At 64.4% G+C, this 20094-nt stretch carries 16 protein-coding genes and 1 tRNA gene; 12 read left to right on the top strand and 5 right to left on the bottom strand.

The window, feature by feature from the left end; all coding sequences use genetic code 11:
* The first annotated feature begins 100 nt into the window (after nucleotides 1–100).
* Nucleotides 101–1837, top strand: a complete 1737-nt coding sequence (gene ggt / locus XH92_RS27555) for a gamma-glutamyltransferase (protein WP_194454921.1) — start codon at nucleotides 101–103, stop codon at nucleotides 1835–1837.
* A gap of 65 nt (nucleotides 1838–1902) precedes the next feature.
* On the opposite strand, the gene XH92_RS27550 is transcribed toward ggt, so the two are convergent.
* Entirely contained in the window at nucleotides 1903–2253 is a 351-nt protein-coding gene (locus XH92_RS27550; protein ID WP_028344609.1) for a hypothetical protein, read from the bottom strand.
* 550 nt (nucleotides 2254–2803) lie between these two features.
* Between XH92_RS27550 and XH92_RS27545 the strand changes: the two genes are divergently transcribed.
* Nucleotides 2804–5284, top strand: a complete 2481-nt coding sequence (locus XH92_RS27545; protein WP_194454920.1) for a penicillin-binding protein 1A — start codon at nucleotides 2804–2806, stop codon at nucleotides 5282–5284.
* 169 nt (nucleotides 5285–5453) lie between these two features.
* Nucleotides 5454–5657, top strand: a complete 204-nt coding sequence (locus XH92_RS27540; RefSeq protein WP_194454919.1) for a hypothetical protein — start codon at nucleotides 5454–5456, stop codon at nucleotides 5655–5657.
* Here XH92_RS27540 and XH92_RS27535 read toward each other — a convergent pair.
* Nucleotides 5638–6858 (bottom strand): glycosyltransferase family 87 protein, encoded by a 1221-nt coding sequence (locus tag XH92_RS27535; protein WP_194454918.1) that lies wholly within the window; start codon nucleotides 6856–6858, stop codon nucleotides 5638–5640. The two genes, XH92_RS27540 and XH92_RS27535, sit on opposite strands and share 20 nt — an antisense overlap.
* Before the next feature lie 532 nt (nucleotides 6859–7390).
* Between XH92_RS27535 and XH92_RS27530 the strand changes: the two genes are divergently transcribed.
* Both XH92_RS27530 and XH92_RS27525 read left to right on the top strand, forming a co-directional pair.
* Nucleotides 7391–7464, top strand: a tRNA-Gln gene (locus XH92_RS27530).
* 185 nt (nucleotides 7465–7649) lie between these two features.
* Nucleotides 7650–8057, top strand: coding sequence for a GNAT family N-acetyltransferase (locus XH92_RS27525; RefSeq protein WP_194454917.1), 408 nt, complete (start codon nucleotides 7650–7652; stop codon nucleotides 8055–8057).
* Between the two features lie 216 nt (nucleotides 8058–8273).
* On the opposite strand, the gene XH92_RS27520 is transcribed toward XH92_RS27525, so the two are convergent.
* Genes XH92_RS27520 through XH92_RS27510 form a run of 3 tightly spaced genes read right to left on the bottom strand, consistent with a single transcriptional unit; the run spans nucleotide 8274 to nucleotide 13217 of the window.
* Nucleotides 8274–8846, bottom strand: coding sequence for an invasion associated locus B family protein (locus XH92_RS27520; protein ID WP_194454916.1), 573 nt, complete (start codon nucleotides 8844–8846; stop codon nucleotides 8274–8276).
* A 58-nt stretch (nucleotides 8847–8904) separates the two neighbouring features.
* The gene (locus XH92_RS27515) at nucleotides 8905–12051 is read right to left on the bottom strand and encodes an efflux RND transporter permease subunit (protein ID WP_194454915.1); all 3147 of its coding nucleotides are present in this window, start codon (nucleotides 12049–12051) and stop codon (nucleotides 8905–8907) included.
* A complete protein-coding gene (locus tag XH92_RS27510; protein ID WP_194454914.1) occupies nucleotides 12048–13217 on the bottom strand; it encodes an efflux RND transporter periplasmic adaptor subunit in 1170 nt (389 codons plus the stop codon). The genes XH92_RS27515 and XH92_RS27510 overlap by 4 nt, the downstream gene beginning before the upstream one ends.
* A gap of 181 nt (nucleotides 13218–13398) precedes the next feature.
* Here XH92_RS27510 and XH92_RS27505 point away from each other — a divergent pair, with 181 nt between their 5' ends.
* The 7 genes from XH92_RS27505 (at nucleotide 13399) to XH92_RS27475 (ending at nucleotide 20051) form a co-directional block, all read left to right on the top strand.
* The gene (locus XH92_RS27505) at nucleotides 13399–13860 is read left to right on the top strand and encodes a MarR family winged helix-turn-helix transcriptional regulator (protein ID WP_097672420.1); all 462 of its coding nucleotides are present in this window, start codon (nucleotides 13399–13401) and stop codon (nucleotides 13858–13860) included.
* 127 nt (nucleotides 13861–13987) lie between these two features.
* Nucleotides 13988–14227, top strand: a complete 240-nt coding sequence (locus XH92_RS27500; protein WP_194454913.1) for a hypothetical protein — start codon at nucleotides 13988–13990, stop codon at nucleotides 14225–14227.
* A 260-nt stretch (nucleotides 14228–14487) separates the two neighbouring features.
* Nucleotides 14488–17043: a TonB-dependent siderophore receptor gene (locus XH92_RS27495; protein ID WP_194454912.1), complete on the top strand. Its 2556-nt coding sequence runs from the start codon at nucleotides 14488–14490 to the stop codon at nucleotides 17041–17043.
* A gap of 20 nt (nucleotides 17044–17063) precedes the next feature.
* Entirely contained in the window at nucleotides 17064–17753 is a 690-nt protein-coding gene (locus tag XH92_RS27490; RefSeq protein ID WP_194454911.1) for a Fe2+-dependent dioxygenase, read from the top strand.
* A 3-nt stretch (nucleotides 17754–17756) separates the two neighbouring features.
* Complete coding sequence (gene exbB, locus XH92_RS27485) at nucleotides 17757–18776, top strand: tonB-system energizer ExbB (RefSeq protein WP_194454910.1); 1020 nt, start codon at nucleotides 17757–17759, stop codon at nucleotides 18774–18776.
* Nucleotides 18777–18779: 3 nt separating this feature from the next.
* Nucleotides 18780–19244, top strand: coding sequence for a TonB system transport protein ExbD (exbD, locus tag XH92_RS27480; RefSeq protein ID WP_194454909.1), 465 nt, complete (start codon nucleotides 18780–18782; stop codon nucleotides 19242–19244).
* Nucleotides 19245–19256: 12 nt separating this feature from the next.
* The gene (locus XH92_RS27475; RefSeq protein WP_194454908.1) at nucleotides 19257–20051 is read left to right on the top strand and encodes a TonB family protein; all 795 of its coding nucleotides are present in this window, start codon (nucleotides 19257–19259) and stop codon (nucleotides 20049–20051) included.
* Nucleotides 20052–20094: the final 43 nt, after the last annotated feature.

Here is a 20094-nt window from a genome sequence, read left to right as displayed (position 1 = left end):
AGGCCGATGCGGCTATAGTGCGCGGGTGCGCGGCCTGCTACACTTGCTCGCTCCGATAGAAGCAACATACGCCGCACCCAGACGGCGTCGGGGAGCTCCAATGCAAAATCCACGAACGGGCGCGCGATGGATCGTCGCGGCCATTGTCGCGATCGGCGTCATGGCGTCGGCCCCTGGCCGCGCCGCGTCGGTTGCGCCGGTCGCCGCCGAGAACGGCATGGTCGTCTCCGCGCAGCATCTCGCAACGCAGGTCGGCGTCGAGGTGTTGAAGCGTGGCGGCAACGCGGTCGACGCTGCGGTTGCGGTCGGTTACGCGCTGGCGGTGGCCTATCCCGCCGCTGGCAATCTCGGTGGCGGCGGGTTCATGACCATCCAGTTGGCCGATGGCCGCAAGACCTTCCTGGATTTCCGCGAGACCGCGCCGAAGGGCGCCACCGCCAACATGTATCTCGACAAGGACGGCAACGTCATTCCCGACCTGTCGACCAAGGGGCATCTCGCGGTCGGCGTGCCGGGCTCGGTCGCTGGCATGGAATATGCGCGCGAGAAATACGGCACGATGAAGCGCGCCGACGTCATCGCGCCGGCGCTGCAACTCGCCGAGGACGGCTTCGTGCTGGACCAGGGCGACGTCAGCATGCTGCAGACCTCGACCAAGGATTTTCAGGAGGATCCGGCGTCGGCTGCGATCTTCCTCAACAACGGCAAGCCGTTCCAGGTCGGCGAGCGGCTGACGCAGCATGAGCTCGCCGAAACGCTGCGCGAGATCAGCAAGCGCGGCACCGACGGCTTCTACAAGGGTTGGGTGGGGGCGGCCATCGTCGCCTCGAGCCAGGCCGGCAAGGGCCTGCTGACGCAGGAGGATCTCGACAATTACAAGGTTCGCGAGCTCGCGCCGGTCGAGTGCGACTATCGCGGCTATCACGTGGTCTCCGCGCCGCCGCCGAGCTCGGGGGGCGTGGTGATCTGCGAGATATTGAACATCCTCGAGGGCTATCCGCTGAAGGATCTCGGGTATCATTCCGCGCAGGCGGTGCACTACCAGGTCGAGGCGATGCGCCACGCCTATGTCGATCGCAACAGCTATCTCGGCGATCCTGATTTCGTGAAGAATCCGCTCGAGCGCCTGCTCGACAAGAACTACGCCGCGAAGATCCGCGCCGTGATCGACCCGGCCAAGGCCGGCGTGTCCAAGGAGATCAAGCCCGGCGTTCCGCCGCATGAAGGCAGCAACACCACGCATTATTCGATCGCCGACAAGGACGGCAACGCGGTGTCGGTCACCTACACGCTCAACGACTGGTTCGGCGCCAAGGTGACCGCGGCCAAGACCGGCGTGCTGCTCAACGACGAGATGGACGACTTCACCGCCAAGGTCGGCGTGCCGAACCTCTACGGCCTGGTGCAGGGGGAGGCCAATTCCATCGTCCCCGGCAAGCGTCCGCTGTCCTCGATGAGCCCGACCATCGTCACCAGGGACGGCAAGCCGGTCATGGTGGTGGGGACGCCGGGCGGCAGCCGCATCATCACCGCCGTGCTGCTGACGATGATCAACGCGATCGACTACGGCATGAACGCGCAGGAGGCCGTGGACATGCCGCGCTTCCACCAGCAATGGCTTCCGGAGGCGACCAACCTCGAGGACTTCACGCTATCGCCGGACACGCGGAAGATTTTGGAAGGCATGGGTCACAAGTTCGGGCCGCCGCAGCCTGCCAATCACCTCGCGGTCATCATCGTCGGGGCGGCGTCGCTGGACGGCAAGCCGGTCGGCAACAACCGCTTCTATGGGGCGAACGATCCGCGCCGCAATTCGGGGCTCGCCGGCGGCTACTGATTGTCGCTTGCGATAACGTGATGGCGGCCGCCGGGCAGGGGCTCGGCCGTGCGATCGATCTCGCGTCAGGCGACCGCCGTCGACCTGCCGTCGTCGTGCCCGCTGGTCAGCAGCAGGCGCCTCCGGATCGCATCCTCGACCAGGGCGAGCGATTGCTTGGCCTCACGCGCCTCGGCTTCGGCGGCCTGGGCCCGGAATTCGGCGGCATCGAGCTGCTCCTGCTGGGACTCGATGCGCCGTCGGGCCTCCTCGAGTGCCCGGGACGCGTCCCTCAACTTGCGCTCGGTGGCGGCGATGATTTCGAGCTGCGCCTGCTCGGCGGCCTCGGCGCGGGCTTCGCCGGCCCGGGCCCTGTCCTCGATGCTGCGGAACAGATCCGCCGCCTGATAGACGAGGTCCAAGGCTTCGGTGCCCATCGCCGATGTGGGAGGTCTCGGAAATCCGAGGACATTCGGGTCGGCCGCAAAAGGCCGTCTAAATCCGCGCAGTGCCATGCAAACCAGCCCGTCGCGAGTCGCGTGTATGAGAACAACTTGCGGTGGTTATGGTTAACAAACCACTAATCCCGTCGGCCCGCCGGGACTGTCCACCGGTTTCTGCCGACACGGTCCTGGAACGGCAGCCCGGTAGTGCAAGCGGTCGGTCCGGCCTGCGCTTTTCTTTCGTTTACCAGCTCACCCCGCAAGTGCCGCGCTTGGAGAGCGGAGTGCCGTCCGCCGGGCGCGCGGGCGAATCGGGGAGGGGGACTCGAGATCGATGCAATCCTTCCGAGCGTCCCAAGGTCGGGCAGGCGCTGATTTGGCTGCGCGCGGGAGCCGGGCTCTATGGCATAAGTTTGACGCCTGGCGCGCTTTAATTCTCCCGTGTTGAATTGCAGGTCCATGGTGCGACCGATATACCGGGCGGCCTAAGTGGCACGTAGCGCCCTCAGAACGAGCGACGTATTCGCCACGGAAAATCTGGTCGATGAAATTTCTGTTGCGGTTCTTCGGGTTCCTGTTCACCGCAGGAACCATCCTGTTCCTGGCTGGTCTCGCCGCGGTCGCAGGGCTGTTCTGGCATTTTTCCAAGGACCTGCCCGACTATTCGCAGCTCCAGAACTACGAGCCGCCGGTGATGACCCGCGTTCATGCGGCGGATGGATCGCTGCTGGGCGAGTTCGCCAAGGAGCGCCGGCTCTATCTGCCGATCCAGGCCGTGCCGAAGCTCGTGATCAACGCGTTTCTCGCCGCCGAGGACAAGAATTTCTACGAGCACGGCGGCGTCGACTACACCGGCATGGCGCGCGCCGGCGTCGCCTACATCCAGAACTTCGGTTCCAACCGCCGTCCGCAGGGTGCTTCCACGATCACCCAACAGGTCGCCAAGAACTTCCTTCTGACCAACGAGGTCTCGTTCAGCCGCAAGATCAAGGAAGCCCTGCTGGCGATGCGAATCGAGCGGGCCTATTCCAAGGACAAGATCCTCGAGCTCTATCTCAACGAGATCTACCTCGGCCTCGGCGCCTACGGCATCGCGGCGGCCTCGCTGGTCTATTTCGACAAGTCGGTCAATGAACTGACGGTCTCGGAAGCGGCCTATCTGGCGGCGCTGCCGAAAATGCCGGCCAGCCTGCATCCGGTGCGCAACCGTGCGCGCGCCATCGAGCGGCGCAACTACGTGATCGACCGCCTGCAAGAGAACGGCTGGATCACCGCTGCCGACGCCGACAAGGCGCGCAAGGATCCGCTGGCCGTCACCAACCGCAGCAACGGCGCACACACCTTCGCCGGCGAATATTTCTCCGAGGAGGTCCGCCGCGACATTTTCGAGCGCTATGGCGAGAAGAAGCTCTATGAGGGCGGCCTGTCGGTGCGCACCACACTCGATCCCAAGGTCCAGGTGATGGCGCGCAAGGCCATGGTGGCCGGGCTCGTGAACTATGACGAGCAGCAGGGCTATCGCGGCGCGATCCAGAAGCTCGACCTCACCAGCGACTGGGGCGTTCCGCTCGCCGAAATCAAGTCGCTGTCGGACATCTCGCCGTGGCGGATGGCGGTGGTGCTGGAGAGCAACGACCAGTCGGCGCGGATCGGCTTCCAGCCCGGTCGCGAGCTCGGCGGCGCCGTCAGTAAGCAGCGCGAGACCGGCATCATCACGATGGACGGCGTGCGCTGGGCCAGGACCAAGGGCAGGACGCCGACCGCGGTCTCGCAGGTGCTGCAGCCGGGCGACGTGATCTACGCCGATCCGCTGTTCAGGGACGGCAAGGCCGTCGAGGGCCAGTACCGGCTGCGCCAGATTCCCGAACTGTCGGGCGCGATGGTGGCGATGGATCCGCACACCGGCCGCGTGCTCGCGATGGTCGGCGGCTTCTCGTTCGACCAGAGCCAGTTCAACCGCGCGACGCAGGCCTATCGGCAGCCCGGCTCGACCTTCAAGCCGATCGTCTATTCGACGGCGCTCGACAACGGCTACACCGGATCGACCGTGATGATCGACGGGCCGATCGAGATCGACCAGGGGCAGGGCAACATCTGGCGGCCGGAAAACTTCTCCACCGGCAAGTATCAGGGCCAGGTCACGCTGCGCAACGCGCTCCGCCTGTCGCTCAACACCGTGACGGTGCGGCTGGCGCAGGAAATCGGCATGCCCGTGATCGGCGAGTATGCCAAGCGCTTCGGCGTCTATGACGAGCTGCCGAACTACCTCGCCTATGCGCTCGGCGCCGGCGAGACCACGGTGATGCGGATGGCCACGGCCTATTCGATGATCGCCAATGGCGGCGTCCGCGTGAAGCCGACCCTGATCGACCGCATCCAGGACCGCTACGGCCACACCATCTTCAGGCACGACCAGCGCGAATGCCGCGGCTGCGACGCGCCGGAGGGCTGGAAGAACCAGCCCGAGCCGCAGCTCGTCGACCGCCGCGAAAGGGTGCTCGACGCGATGACCGCCTACCAGATCACCTCGCTGATGGAAGGCGTCATTCAGGCCGGTACCGGCACCGCGCTGAAGGAGGTCGGCAAGCCGCTCGCCGGCAAGACCGGCACCTCGAACGAGGCCAAGGACCTCTGGTTCGTCGGCTTCTCGCCGGACCTCGTGGTCGGTCTCTATGTCGGCTACGACAAGCCGCGCTCGCTCGGCCGCAACGCGCAGGCCGGCCACACCGCAGCGCCGATCGCGCGCGACTTCCTGAAGCTCGCGCTGGCCGACAAGCCCGCCACCCCGTTCAAGCAGCCGGTCGGCATCCGCCTGGTGCTGGTCGATGCCAAGACCGGCCTGCGCGCGACGCCCGGTCAGAACCGGGGCGCGGTGCTCGAAGCCTTCAAGCCGGGCCAGGCGCCGCCATACTATGATCCGACGCTGGTCGCCGGCACCGACGTGATCGACGGCACCCAGCAACAGGCAATCCCGCCGGACGCGGATCGCGCCGTGATGCGGTCGGGGACGGGCGGGCTGTACTGACGCGCGGCCGCAAGTAATACGCCTTCTGTTCAGTCTCTTGCGCCGCCGCGGCAACGCGGCGGTGCGGCGCTTTGTCAGGGCGCTTCCGGTCAGCCGCGCTTGAACGCGCCGCTTGCGAGATCGACCTATTGATCAGGAGGCTGGCGGGCCTTTCGCCGTTGGATCGCCAATGATCAAGGTTTTGAAGGTTGCAGCGCGGGTCGTCTGGAGAGGGACGGTGATTGCGCTCGGCACGCTGGTGGGGGCGCATCAGGGATTGGTGCATTACGGATGGGGCGGCGCCGTTGCGCTCGGTGCCGTGGGCTTTCTGCTCGGGGTCTTGGTGGCGGCCGATCCTCTTGGGGTCATCGACTTCATGGAATTGATCTCGTGATGCAGCCGGTCGGCTCGACGAGCGCGCTGGAGTCGGCGGAAGACCTCCTCCAAATCAATACCAGCAGCAGCAAGATGATTTCCGGGCTTAGCGGGACGCCACAATACATGCCGGCTACCCTGGCGACCGCGGGCAGCATCCAGGCCGCAGCGAGTGCGGACTTTTCAAAGGGCTGGAAGCCGGTTTTCAATCCCTCATTTGTCAGCGCCGCGATGGGCAGTGCGAGAAGCACGAAGTCATAGTCCAACACGAATGGGGTGCTCAACAGCATTGCGGTGGCCGCAGCTCCCGCTCGCAACGGTAGCGAAGCTTCGCTGCGCCAGATGAGCCACAGCAGCGCCGCCGCGACAATTGCGACCGCAGCTTGCGCAGCGTATGCCAGGCCGATCCCTCCACCAAGCAGCCGCACGGCGGCAAACACGCTCTGCATCTTGCCGAGGCCGATCATCTGTTCTTCCAGTATGGCCTTGGTCATCGGAAGAATGGATTGGAAGTCGGACCAAATGTCGGATCCGAACAGCAGCGTGGCGGCTGCAATCTGCGCTGCGACGCTGAGCGCCGCGCCTAGCGCCATTTTCCAGTTTCTGCGCGCAAGCACGACGACGGCCAGCATCGGCGCGAATTGCGGCTTGTAGAGCATGCATCCCAGAATGACTCCCGCCAGAAAGCTGCGTCGATCGGATAGCAGCAGGCCGGATCCAATGATCGCGACCGAAAGAAAGCCGTTTTGCCCCTGGGTTGCGTTGAGAAGCGCGGCTGGAAATCCCAAGATCGGGACAAGCGTTTCGGATGATGCGGGAATGAATTTCCTGACTGTAATGACGTAGGCCGTTCCTGTTGCGGCGAGCCACAAGAAGAGGGACGGCAAATAGGATAGCAGACCCAATGGCGCCACGATCAAAAGGGCCGTCGGCGGGTACAGCCAGGCGAAGTATTCGATCTCTTTGCCAAACAGCCTTGTCTGGGCGGCATGATGCTGAAGCGGATGATACGCGTCCGCGGCATTTCCGGTCAGGACGAATCTTGAAGCGGTCCAGAAACTCGGGAAGTCCGTGCCTATCGGCTTGTCGAAGAAACCGAGGCTGCCGTGCGCAGTCAAAAGATTGGCCACGAAGACCAGCGCGGCAACTATCAGGAATATGGCTGGATATAGTTTCGCTCGTTTTGCCGTCAGCCACGAGCCCGAAATCAGCCAAGTCATTTTGGGAAAAATCGCTGCCACAATGAACCGATTCACCCGCCCACGTGCTGGACGCCAAACAGACGGAAGCCGTCACTTCTTGAAATGGCAGCAGCCTAACAGCCCGACTTGCGCGCGATCAATGCGGGGGATTGCGGGCTTTCTCACATGGTTAGCCGTGGTTGTCTTGCGCATGGTGCCCGCGGGGAACACGAACGCCTGATGTCGAGCCAAGCCGGCGTTGATAGCCTGGTCGATCGAGGGCGAGGGGTCGATCGGGGGGCCGTCGGCCCGCATCCCTTTGGTCCAACTCTGGCAGAGCAGGTCGTCGGCCTCACGGAATCGAGCCGCTGGAAGCCGCTTGGGGTGGGGCGACCGTCGAGCCCGCAAGGCAACGCGTCGGTCAATGCCCGCTGTTGAGAGCCGGTGAATATGGGCTGGACCGCGAACGCCGAGGCGGCTATATGGGCGCCAGTGATCGCCCGGGTTTGCAAAACCCCCTGCCGCGATTGCAGAACTTCCGAAGAAAGCAAAGTGTTTTCAGCTACTTCGGTGGGGAATGGTGTAACGGTAGCACAACAGACTCTGACTCTGTTTGTCTTGGTTCGAATCCAGGTTCCCCAGCCAATCCGCCTCAGTGGCCCTGAACATCCTCTGAAATCACGATATTGCCCGTTGCGGCCTGCTGTGGCTGTGACAGGCCGGGGCGAAACACGCTTGTGCCATTACGGCATCGGGGGTGGATTGGCCCGGCGTAATCCACCATGGTCTCGCGCCTGTGGCGCGGCCTGTTGAGACAGAGGTTGAAGGCGATGAACGAGATTCTTTATGCCCGCGAGCCGTCGATCGGCGTCGATGAGTTCATCGAGGTGCTGCGCCAGTCGGGGCTCGGCGAGCGGCGGCCGCTGGCGGATACCGAGCGGATGGCGCGCATGATCGCCAATGCGAACCTGATCGTGACGGCGCGGAAGGCGGGTACGCTGGTCGGCGTCTCGCGCGCGCTGACCGATTTCGCCTATTGCTGCTATCTGTCCGATCTCGCGGTTGATCGCCAACATCAGGGCCACGGCATCGGCAAGCGCCTGATCGCGGAAACGCGGCGCCACGCAGGACCTGAATCGATGTGCCTGTTGCTGTCGGCGCCTGACTCGGTCAGTTTCTATAAAGCGATCGGCATGCCGCAGCCGGACAACGCATTTCTCTACAAGCGCGAGCGCTAGCGGCCGGCCGTGCTGCCTGGTCTCCGCCTTCAGCAGCAGCGCGAGGCAATGCGCAGATGGCGCGCCAGTAGTCGGGTCCCTCCCGGCGTCATTGCGAGCGGAGCGAAGCAATCCACGGCGCCGCAACGGAAGCATGGATTGCTTCGTCGCTTCAGCGCAAGATTGCTTTGCAATTTTGTCGCGAACTTCTCGCAATGACGGGGAGAATTACGCGCCTTACTTGATCTTGTCGTACACGGTCGCGAAATCAGCGAGCGGCATCGGGATCGAGATGGTTTCCTTGCCGAGATTCTGGAACGACACCTTGAGCTGCTTGCCCGACTTCAGCTGGCTCAGGACATCGGCCGCGACCGGCGCGTTGATATAGCAGCCGCGCGCCTCGCAGGTCTGGATCGGTACGTCGACGGCCTTGCCGTCGTCGACCTGCAGCTTGGCGCCGACGGGCAGGTTCAGCCCGAGCGGAAGCTGGATCAGCGCAACCGGCGTGCGGGTGTCGCCGGGAACGCGGATATTGACCAGCACGATCAGCTGGCCGGTCTTGGTGAGAACCGCGGTCTGCTCCATCGCGCATTCCAGCGGGGCGTCGCGGCTGGCGCTGGTGCAGCGCGCGACCCAGCCGGAATTGTTGCCAGATGCGGCATCACCTTGAGGGGCGGCGGGAGCCGCTGCCGGAACCGGCGCGGGCGCATTCTTGCCCTTGGGGGCCTCGGCGTGGCCAGGACCAATGCCAAGGCCCGCCGTGCCAAGCGCGATCAACAGGGCGATGAGCGACTTTGCGACAATCTTCACGATACCGGCTCCGAAATGAACACCTTTCGGGTGTGCCGGTATGCGGGCAAAAGTCAAGTCACTCGGCGGCCTGCTTGACCGATCCGTCCTCGCCATCGTCGGCGTCGTGGTCGGCGCGCGGCGAGCGGCCCCAGTTCGCAAACGCGTTGGAGAGCCTGTCGAGATAGAGATAGACCACGGGCGTCGTGAACAGCGTCAGCGCCTGGCTGACGATCAGGCCGCCGACCATCGCGTAGCCGAGCGGCTGGCGGATCTCGGAGCCGGTGCCGGTGCCGAGCATCAGCGGCACGCCGCCGAGCATCGCGGCCATCGTCGTCATCATGATCGGGCGGAAGCGGAGCAGGGCGGCCTGGCGGATCGCCGCCACCGGCTCCATGTGCTGGTCGCGCTCGGCGGCGATCGCGAAGTCGACCATCATGATGCCGTTCTTCTTCACGATGCCGATCAAGAGGATGATGCCGATCAGCGCGATCAGCGAGAAGTCGAAGCCGGCCGCCATCAGGATCGCCAGCGCGCCGACGCCGGCCGAGGGCAAGGTCGACAGAATGGTGATCGGATGGATGTAGCTCTCGTAGAGAATGCCGAGGATCAGGTAGACGACCACGAGCGCCGCCAGGATCAGCAGCGGCACGGTCGACAGCGATTGCTGGAACGCCTGCGCGGTGCCCTGGAAGCTTGAGCTCAGGGTCGGCGGCGCGCCAAGGTCGATCATCGCCTTCTGCACCGCGTCCGTCGCCTGGCCGAGCGCTGTGCCCTGCGCCAGGTTGAACGAGATGGTGATCGCCGGGAACTGGCCCTGGTGGCTGATCGACAGCGGCCGCACCGGAACGGTGGTCCACTTCGCAAAGGTCGACAGCGGCACCTGTTCGCCGGTCAGCGGCGACTTGATGTAGATGTTGTTCAGCGTGTCGACCGAGCCCTGCAGCTCCGGCAGCACCTCGAGGATGACGTGGTAGCTGTTGAGCTGGGTGAAATACTGCGTCACCTGGCGCTGGCCGAACGCGTCATAGAGCGTGTCGTCGATCAGCTGCGGCTGGATGCCATAGCGCGAGGCGGTGTCGCGGTTGATCTTCAGCTCGACCGTGGTGCCGTTGGTCTGCTGGTCGGTCGCGACGTCGCGCAGCTGCGGCAGCGTCTGCATCTTCGAGAGGATCTTCGGCGCCCACTGGTTCAACTCGGAAAGGTCGGCATCCTGTAGCGTGAACTCGAACTGGGTGCGGGTCGGGCGGCCGCCGAGGCGGACGTCCTGCGCGGCCTGCATGAACAGCCGGGCGCCGAGCACCTTCTCCAGCTTCGGCCGCAGGCGGGCGATGATCTGCTGCGCGTTGGCATCGCGCTCGTTCAGCGGCTTGAGCGTGATGAACATGTTGCCGTTGTTGCCGGCCCGGCCGCTGCCGCCGATCGCCATCGCCACCGTCGCCACGCCGGGATCCTGCATGACGATCTTGCTGAGCTCTTCCTGCTTGCCCTTCATTTCAGCGAACGAAATGTCCTGGCTGGCCTCCGAGGTCGCGGTGATCAGGCCGACGTCCTGCTGGGGGAAGAAGCCCTTCGGGATGATGACGAACATGTAGACCGACAGCGCCAGCGTCGCGAAGAAGATCATCAGGGTCGTGAACTTCCAGCGCAGGGCGAGGTCGAGCCCGCTCTGATAGCCGCGCAGCATCGCGTCGAAGCCGCGCTCGCTGAGCTTGTAGAGACGACCGTGCCGTTCCTCATTGTGGGCGCGCAGGAAGCGCGAGGCCATCATCGGCGTCAGCGTCAGCGACACGAACATCGAGACGAAGATGGTCATCGCCAGCACGACCGCGAATTCGCGGAACAGGCGGCCGATGATGCCGCCCATCAGCAGCAGCGGGATCAGCACCGCGACCAGCGAGATGCTGATCGAGACGATGGTGAAGCCGATCTCCTTGGAACCCTTGAAGGCGGCGGCCATCGGCCTCTCGCCTTCCTCGATGTAGCGGCTGATGTTCTCCAGCATCACGATGGCGTCGTCGACGACGAAGCCGACCGCGATCGTCAGCGCCATCAGCGACAGGTTGTCGAGCGTATAGCCGAACACCCACATCAGCGCGCAGGCGCCCAGCAATGCCAACGGCACGGTGACGGCCGGGATGACGGTGGCCCAGAAGCTGCGCAGGAAGACAAAGATCACCATCACGACCAGGAAGATGGTCAGCAGCAGGGTGAACTGGACGTCCTCCACCGCGGCGCGGATCGTGGTGGTGCGGTCGGAGATGACCTCGATCTTGACCGCCGGCGGAATGGCCGCGACCAGGCGCGGCAGCGCCGCCTTGATCTTGTCGACGGTGTCGATGACGTTGGCGCCGGGCTGCTTGAAGACGACGAGGAACACGCCGCGCTTGCCGTTGGCCCAGGCCGCCTGCTTGGCGTCCTCAGGCCCGGTCACCGCCTGGCCGATGTCGCGGATGCGCAGCGGCCCGCCGTTGCGGTAGGCGATGATGACGTCGTTCCACGGATCCGCCGTGAGCAGCTGGTCGTTGGCGTAGATGGTGTAGGCGCGGGTGGCGCCGTCGATATTGCCCTTCGGGCTGTCGACGGTTGCGATGTTGATCGCGGCGCGGACGTCCTCCAGCTGCACGCCCTTCGCGACCAGCTTGGCCGGGTCGATCTGGACGCGGACCGACGGCTTCTGCTGGCCGCCGATGATGACCTGCGCGACGCCGGAAATCTGGCTGATCTGCTGGGCGAGCTGGGCGTCGACGGAATCGCTGACCGTAGTCAGCGGCAGCGTGTCCGATGTCGCCGACAGCAGCATGATCGGCGCGTCCGCCGGATTGACCTTGCGATAGGTCGGCGGCGAGGGGAGGTTCTTCGGCAACTGGCCGCTGGCGGCGTTGATGGCAGCCTGCACGTCGTTGGCGGCGCCGTCGATCGAGCGGTTGAGGTCGAACTGGATCGTCACCGACGCCGTGCCCAGATAGCTTGTCGACGTCATCTGCGCGATGCCGGGGATCTGCGCGAACTGGCGCTCCAGCGGCTGGGCAACCGAACTTGCCATGGTCTCCGGGCTGCCGCCCGGCAGCGTCGCGGTGATCTGGATGGTCGGGAAGTCGACTTGCGGCAGCGGCGCGACCGGCAGCAGGGGATAGGCGACCAGGCCGACGAACAGGATGCCGGCCATCAGCAGCGAGGTGCCGATGGGGAAGCGAATGAATGGTGCGGAAATTCCGTCGCTCATTCCTGCGTAACCTTCGACTGTGACTGGTCCGAGCTCGCCACCGCCGTCGTCACCAGGGTTCCCGGCGAGACCTTGTACTGGCCCGCGGTGATCACCTGCTGTCCCGGCGACAGGCCCTCATCGATCACCGACTTGCCGTCGATCGACTGGCTGACCTTTAGCTTGCGAAGCTCGGCCTTGTTCTCCTGATTGACTGAATACGCGTAGAGGCCTTCGGTGCCATGTTGCACCGCGTCATCCGGGACGACGGTGGCATCCTTCAAGATTTTGACCAGAAGCCGGGTCGAGACCGACTGGCCCGGCCACAGCGCATGGTCCTTGTTATCAAACACCGCCTTCAGCCGGACAGTCCCGCTGGTGGTGTCGACTTGGTTGTTGATCAGCGCCAGAGCTCCGGTGGACAGCACCCGCTTGGCGTCGGTGGTCAGGGCAATGGTCTTGGGCGGTGCCGCCGCCAGTGCCGCCTTGATATCGGGCAGCTGGTCTTCCGGTGCGGTGAAGATCACCGTGATCGGCTCGATCTGGGTGATCGTCACGATGCCGGTCTGGGCCGAGGCGTTGACGATGTTGCCGATATCGACCAGCCGCAGGCCGACGATGCCGTCGATCGGGGACTTCACGGTGGCGTAGTCGACCTGGGTCTGGGCGTTGAAGATGGCCGCCTCGTCGGCGGCGATCTGGGCCGTCAGCTGGGCCACGGTGGAGCGCTGGGTATCGAGTTGCTGGCGCGTCGCGAATTCGCCGAGCTTGGTGTAGCGCTGCAGGTCGAGATTGGCGTTGGCGAGGTTGGCCTCGTCCTGGGCCTTCTTGGCCTTGGCCTGGTCGAGCGTTGCCTGATAGGGCCGGGGATCGATCTCGACCAGCGTGTCGCCCGCCTTGACGAACTGGCCTTCCTTGAACGCGATCTTGGTGATCTGGCCGTCGACCCGGGTGCGGACCTGGACGGTGTTGAACGCCTGCACCGTGCCGAGACCGGTCAGATAGACCGGGAAGTCGGCCTTCTCGACCGGCGATATTTTGACCGGGACGGCCGGGCGCTGGGCGGAACGCTTCTGCGCGGCTTCGGCCGTCAGCTGGTTGCTGGTGTATTTTTGCCAGCCGAAATAACCGGCGGCGCCGACCGCAGCGATCACTAAAACCCAACCGATGGTGCGTGACTTTGACATGCGGACTCTTGGGTTCGACGTAACAATAATGGGTGATCGAAACGGTTCACAGAGCTTGCGGATATAATATGCGTGCACTTAATGTGTAAACACACCAAGGCTTGAGAATCCTAAACATTTGGAAAGGTTTAGGCCAGAAACGAGCAGAAACATTTCGCCCGGGAAACGCACCGAGGACCCCATGTCGCGCGATCTCAAACGCCAGTTCATTGCGCAGCTCGTCGAGAGTTCCAGGCTGCTGCGCAACTATATCGATCATCGCGCCAAGGCGCGAGGCACCACGCGCGCCCAATGGATCGTGCTGTTCCGCCTGCGCGAGCAGGAAGGGCTGTCCCAGGTCGACCTTGCCGACGTGCTCGAGCTGCAGCCGATCTCGCTGGTGCGGCTGCTTGACCGCCTCGTCGAACACGGCCTGCTCGAGCGCCGTCCCGATCCCAGGGATCGCCGCGCCAATCGCCTGTTCCTGACGAAAAGCGGGCGCCGCCTCGTCGACGATCTCGACAGCTTGCGCGATGAGATCGCCGGCGACGTGCTCCGCGACGTATCCGACAAGCATGTCGAGAGCGGTCTCGCCACGCTTCGCGAGGTCAAGGATCGCATCAAGGCGCTCGGCGAGGATGCCGAGCACATCGCCGCGAAATAGCGCGGGTCTCCTCGCGTCCGGACCGGCTCTCCATCCGCTCACCCGATGCAGTTTGCGCGACGCGGTTGAAACGCCGCGGGATGTCGTTCATATCGCGCAGCGACGATGCGAGAGGATGAGGGCAGCGATGGATGAGTTGAACGGGCGCATGATGGCATGTCAAATCCTGGTCACCGGATTGATCGCACGCGTCGCCAACGAGCAGCGTGATCCGCTGCGTTTTCTCACCGACTTCCGCGACGAGATCAAAGCCGTCGTCAACGGCGTCAACATCGCCGGCCTCGAGAACAGCGACCGCGTGCGGCAGGTCGCGCAGCGGACCATCGACGAGCTGTTCTCGCTGATGAAGCCACCAAGCGCCGGGTGACCGTGGAGAGAATTGTCTGGCGCCCGAAAGGCGCGGCCCGCGTTGTGTCGGATGAGTTTAGAACGATTATTAGAACGCTTAAAAACTAGAGCTTAGAACGATTTCAAATCACAAATTAGAATCGCTTTGAATTGGGGCGATTCAAGCGGACTGTGGCGCTCATCGCATTGATAAAAAAGGTCACGCTCGATAACCGAAAGAGACAGTTCGTCGCATCGTGATATCGCGAACGGACTGGCTTTTCTGGGGGCGTGCAAGACATGAGCAATGTGAAGGCGCCGAGATCGCTGCGCTTCGATGCGGCGATTGGTTCGGCTGACGATACGGGTTACTCCACCACGAAGGTCTCGGCTGTCGCGAGCCTGATCGCGGTGGCGTCGTTCTCGGGGGCTGAAGCGCAACAATCCAGCCTGCCGCCGGTGAATGTGGATGCCCCGGTCGCGCGCCCGCGCCCCGTCACGTCAAAGCCCACCTCGGATCAGGTCCGCGCCCGTAACGCGCTGCGCCGCGCCGCGCGTCGCACCAATCAGCAGGCCCAGCAGGCGCCGGTGCCGTTCCCCAACGCCGGCGGCCTTCCCGCCGATCGCGACCGCTACGCGGATCCGGCCGCGCCGTACAAGGGCGACCGTTTGCAGGCCTCCGGGAAGTATCCCGAGCCGATTCTGAACACGCCGAAGTCGGTCACGGTGCTGACCAAGGACGTGCTCGAAGACAAGAACGCCACCTCGCTGAAATCGGCGATCCTGTCGACGGCCGGCGTCACGCTCGGCACGGGCGAGGGCGGCAATGCGTTCGGCGACCGCTTCTTCATCCGCGGCTTCGACGCGCGCAACGACATCTTCATCGACGGCGTGCGCGACGCCGGCGTCAGCGTCCGCGAGAACTTCTTCACCGAGCAGGTCGAGATCCTGCGCGGCCCGGGCTCGTCCTTTGCAGGCCGCGGCACCACAGGCGGCGCGATCAACATCGTCACCAAGCAGGCGACGACGGAGAACAGCTTCTACAACATGGACACGACGTTCGGCACCGATCGCACCAAGCGGGTGACGCTCGACGTCAACCAGGTGATCAGCCCGACGCTGGCGATCCGCGCCGGCGGCCTGTTCCAGGATGCCGGCGTCGCCGGCCGCAGCTATGTCACCGACAATCGCGACGGTGCGTTCGTGGCCGGAACGTGGAAGCCGGTCGATGCGGTGAAGATCACCGGCAACTACATCCACACCGAGCTCACCGGCATCCCGGACTTCGGCGTGCCTTACTACCGGCCGAGCACTGCCAGCACGGCCGGCGGGCCGTTCCCGGACTTCGGCGTCAACCGCAATAACTTCTACGGCTTCGTCAATCGCGACTTCTTCAGGACCGGGCAGGATATCGGCACGATCAATGCCGAAGTGCAGATCACGCCGGACCTCGTGATCAGCAACAAGATCCGGGAATCGCGTTCGACCCAGAACTACATCGGCACGCTACCGGAACAGCCGACGCTGACCAACCCGCTCTCGGCCTCGACCCTCAACGCCAACCCGCAGAGCCGCTATCAGGTCACGGACGTGTTCGCCAACCAGACCGAGGCGACCTACAAGTCGGTCGACGGGCTCGGCTTCAAGCACACCACAACGGCCGGCGTCGAATACGACAACGAGCGGTCTTCGATCGACAGTTATTCCGGTCTGGCCTCCGAAATCACGACCGGCACGTCGACTTTCAGCGGAAACGGCTCGCTCTCCGGCGTCAGCGTCTTCAACCCGCAATACACGAACATCCCGTTTACGAACAGCGCGAGCCTCAGCGGCAGGCCGACCAGGATCGGGATCGACACCGTGAGCGGATACGTGATGGATTCCGCCAACTACAACGACTTCGTCATCCTCAATGGCGGCGTCCGTTACGACGACTACAAGATCAACACGTCCGGCTACGCATCGAGTGGCGCCTTCGGTCAGCAGTCGGCCGAGTTCGGAATGCCGAACTTCAACGTCGGCCTGACGTTGAAGCCGCTGCCGAACGGCAGCGTCTATGCGGCCTACGCGACCTCGTCCAATCCGGTCGGCGCCGAGTTCGACGGCACCAGCACCGCCTATGGCGGCATCAATCCGGTTCTCAACGGCGGCAACAACCAGATCTTCGGGCCGGAGAAGAACAAGGCGATCGAGGTCGGCACCAAGTGGGAGCTGTTCGACCGCCATCTTCTGGTGACCGCGGCGTTGTTCCAGACCGAGAAGGAAAACGCCCGCGAAGCGCAAAACGTCAACAGCACCACTGCAGCTGTTGCGATCCCGGGATGCGTCTATCCGGCCGGAACGACCGGCAACGTATCCTGCATCACGGCGGGTGCCGCATACCGCATCCGCGGTATCGATCTCGGCGTCGGCGGCAAGATCACCGACAAGTGGAGCGTGTTCGGCGGCCTCGTGCTGATGCAGTCGGAGGTGACGCGGTCGCTGGCACCGCCGGCCAATACGATCCTGTATTCCAGCAACGTCGGACTGCCGCTCGCCAACGTCGCGCATCAGTCATTCAGCATGTTGACGAAGTACCAGCTCACCGACATGTGGGAGCTCGGCGGGCAGGCGGTGTATCGCTCCAAGGTCTATGGCGGCACGCTGCTCGCGGCCAACCAGGGCACGTCGATCCCGAGCTACTGGCGCTTCGACGCCTTTGCCGAGGCCAAGATCGACAAGCACTGGACCATGAAGCTGTTCGTCAACAACATCTTCGACAAGCGCTACTATGACGCGCTGTACCAGAGCGCGGCGCCGTTCGTGCTCGAAGCGCCGGGACGCGCGGCGTATCTGGTCGTTTCTGCGCGTTACTGACGGAGGCTTCGCGGCACAAGATGCTGGTCTGTATTCCCAACGTATTGGACAAGGCTGATGTGGCGGACTTCCGCCGCATCATGGACGCCAGCGATTGGGAGGACGGCCGCTCGACCGCGGGGGCTGCGTCCGCGATGGTCAAGCGCAACGAGCAGTTGCCGCCCGACAGCGAGGTCGCCAGGCTGCTCGGCAACCGGATCCTGTCGGCGCTGTCGGCGAGCCCGCGCTTCATCTCGGCGGCGATTCCGCTTCAAATCTTTCCACCCTTGTTCAACCGCTATGCCGCAAGCGACGGGCACCATTTCGGCCTGCATGTCGACAATGCGGTGCGGGGCGACAGGCTGACGGGCATGCGGATCCGCACCGACCTGTCGGTCACGCTGTTTTTATCGGAGCCGGAGGACTATGATGGCGGCGAGCTCGTCATCGAAGACCTCTACGGGTCGCATGAAATCAAGCTGCCGGCAGGCGATCTCGTGGTTTATCCTGCGTCCAGCTTGCATCTGGTCACGCCGGTCACGCGGGGGACGCGGGTAGCGTCTTTTTTCTGGCTACAGAGCATGGTACGGGATGCCCACGCGCGCAGCCTGATCTTCGATCTCGATACAGCGATCCAGGCTCTGGTGGAGCGGCTGGGCCGCGACGACCCTGAAACGGTCAAATTGACCGGGATTTATCACAACCTGATCCGTCACTGGGCTGAAGTGTAACTGATGATGACATTCAAGTTCCCCGCCGCATCCGCCCTGATCGCCTCGCTGGCGATGCTGATGCTGGCCGCGCCGTCTTCGGCGCAGCAGCAAACGGCGCCTGCCGGGCAGCCCGTGACCCGGGCTCAGTCGGTCCCCGTGGCGCAACCACCGGCTGCCGCTCCAGTGGCGGCTGCCTCGACCGCGCCCGCGGCCCCGCAAGCTCAGGCCGCGCCGGCACCTGCCGCGGCGGCTCCGGCACCGACCGCGATCGATGCGTCGCCGGCCGCGCCGGCGAGCGGCGATGGCAAGGTGCTGAAGTCGACCTCGACCGGCCTGCACGAATTGTCGCCGTGGAACATGTTTCTGAACGCCGACATCATCGTGAAGGCGGTGATGCTCGGTCTTGCGTTCGCCTCGCTCGTGACCTGGACGGTGTTCATCGCCAAGATGGTCGAGCTGACCGTGGCGCAGAGCAAGCTGCGCGGCGCGCTCGCCAAGATCGCTGAATCGCGGTCGCTGGCGGAGGCGCAGTTCGCGCTCGGTGCCAAGGGCAGCGTGCTGTCGTCGTTCATTGCGGCGGCGATGCGCGAGGGACGGCTGTCGGCGGGCATCTCCAGCGATGCCGGCATCAAGGAGCGTGCCGCGTCGAGCTTTGCCGAGATCGTGCGCGCCGAGGCCCGCAAGATCCGCGTCGGCATGGGCCTGCTCGCGACCATCGGTGCGACGTCGCCGTTCGTCGGCCTGTTCGGCACGGTCTGGGGCATCATGAACAGCTTCATCGGCATTTCGAAGTCGCAGACGACGAACCTTGCCGTGGTGGCGCCGGGCATCGCGGAAGCGCTGCTCGCCACCGCGATCGGCCTCGTCGCGGCGATCCCCGCGGTCATCATCTACAACCATTTCTCGCGCGTCACGAAGGTCTATCTCGAGCTCGTCAACCGCGCCTCGGGCGCGGCGGGACGGCTCTTGTCGCGCGATCTCGACCGCACCCATGGTGACGTTCCGCGCGCCGCACATCCGCGTGCCGCGGCGGCGGAGTAGGCGATGGCAGTCTCGATCTCCGAGAACGACGGCGACGACGATTTCGCGGAATCCCACGAGATCAACGTCACGCCGTTCATCGACGTGATGCTGGTGCTGCTGATCATCTTCATGGTGGCGGCGCCGCTCTCGACCGTCGACCTGCCGATCGATCTGCCGACCTCCAGCGCGACGCCGCAGAAGAAGCCGGACAAGCCGACTTATGTCAGCATCAAGCCCGACCTGACGCTGGCGATCGGCGAGAACGCGGTGAAGCGGGCCGACCTCGTCAATTCGCTCGATGCGGTGCCCGACATGACCAGGGACAAATACGTCTTCCTGCGCGCCGATCGCATGGTGCCCTATGGCGAGCTGATGGGCGTGATGGAGCTGTTGCGCGCCGGTGGCTACACGCATGTCAAGTTGGTCGCGCTCGAGGGCGTGCCGGGCGCGCCCGCGGCGGCGCAGGCCGAGCCGGCCAAACCCTGACGGCGAGCAGCGATGTCCACCAACCCCGATCTCGATCTGCGGACGTCGAAGCGGCTCTGGGTGATTGCCGCGGTGACGGCGGTCGGGCTGCATCTCGGCGGCGCGGCGCTGGCGCTGACGAATTTGCGCGACGACGGCGACGAGGGGCTTGGCGCTGCCGGCGCGGAGTACGCCATCGAGCTTGCCTCAGCAACCGACGAGGATAACTCGGCGCCCCCCGGACCGGAGGACCGCGCACAGGAAGCTTCGCCGGAAATGACCCAGCAGAAGGCGGAGGTCAAGGAGACCGACCTTCCGCAGGCCAAGCCGACCGAGACCGAGGACGCCGACCGCATCGTCACGGAAGACAACAGCAAGAAGCCGAAGGAGGAGGATGCCCAGGTCGCCAAGGTGCAGACCGAGACCAGCGAGGCCGCCGAGAGGCACCAAGACCAATCGCCAACCAAGCTGGAGGACGCAACGCGTCAGTCGGAGACCACCAAGGCGCCCAATCCCGGGATCGGCAAGGACAAGCTCGCGCTGACGGCCAACTGGGGCAAGAAGATCAGCGCCTATCTCGACCAGCACAAGAAATTCCCGGAGAACGTCAAGGCCAAGGAGGGCAAGGTCAAGCTTGCCCTGGTGCTCAATCGCCTCGGCAAGGTCCTGTCGGTCGCCGTGATGGAAACCTCCGGAGATGCCGCGTTCGACGATGCCGCGGTCTCGATGGTCCACCGTTCCGATCCGGTTCCCGCGCCGCCGGCCGGACTGACGCAGGACCAGTTCTCCTTCACGCTTCCCGTCACCTTCAACAAGCCGAAGAAGTAGCCGCTGTCATTCCGGGCCGCGCTTTGCGCGGACCCGTTGGCGA

Origin of the sequence: Bradyrhizobium sp. CCBAU 53421 (assembly GCF_015291625.1) — a bacterium.
Lineage (GTDB): Bacteria > Pseudomonadota > Alphaproteobacteria > Rhizobiales > Xanthobacteraceae > Bradyrhizobium.
This window is presented reverse-complemented; position numbering and strand designations above follow the sequence as displayed.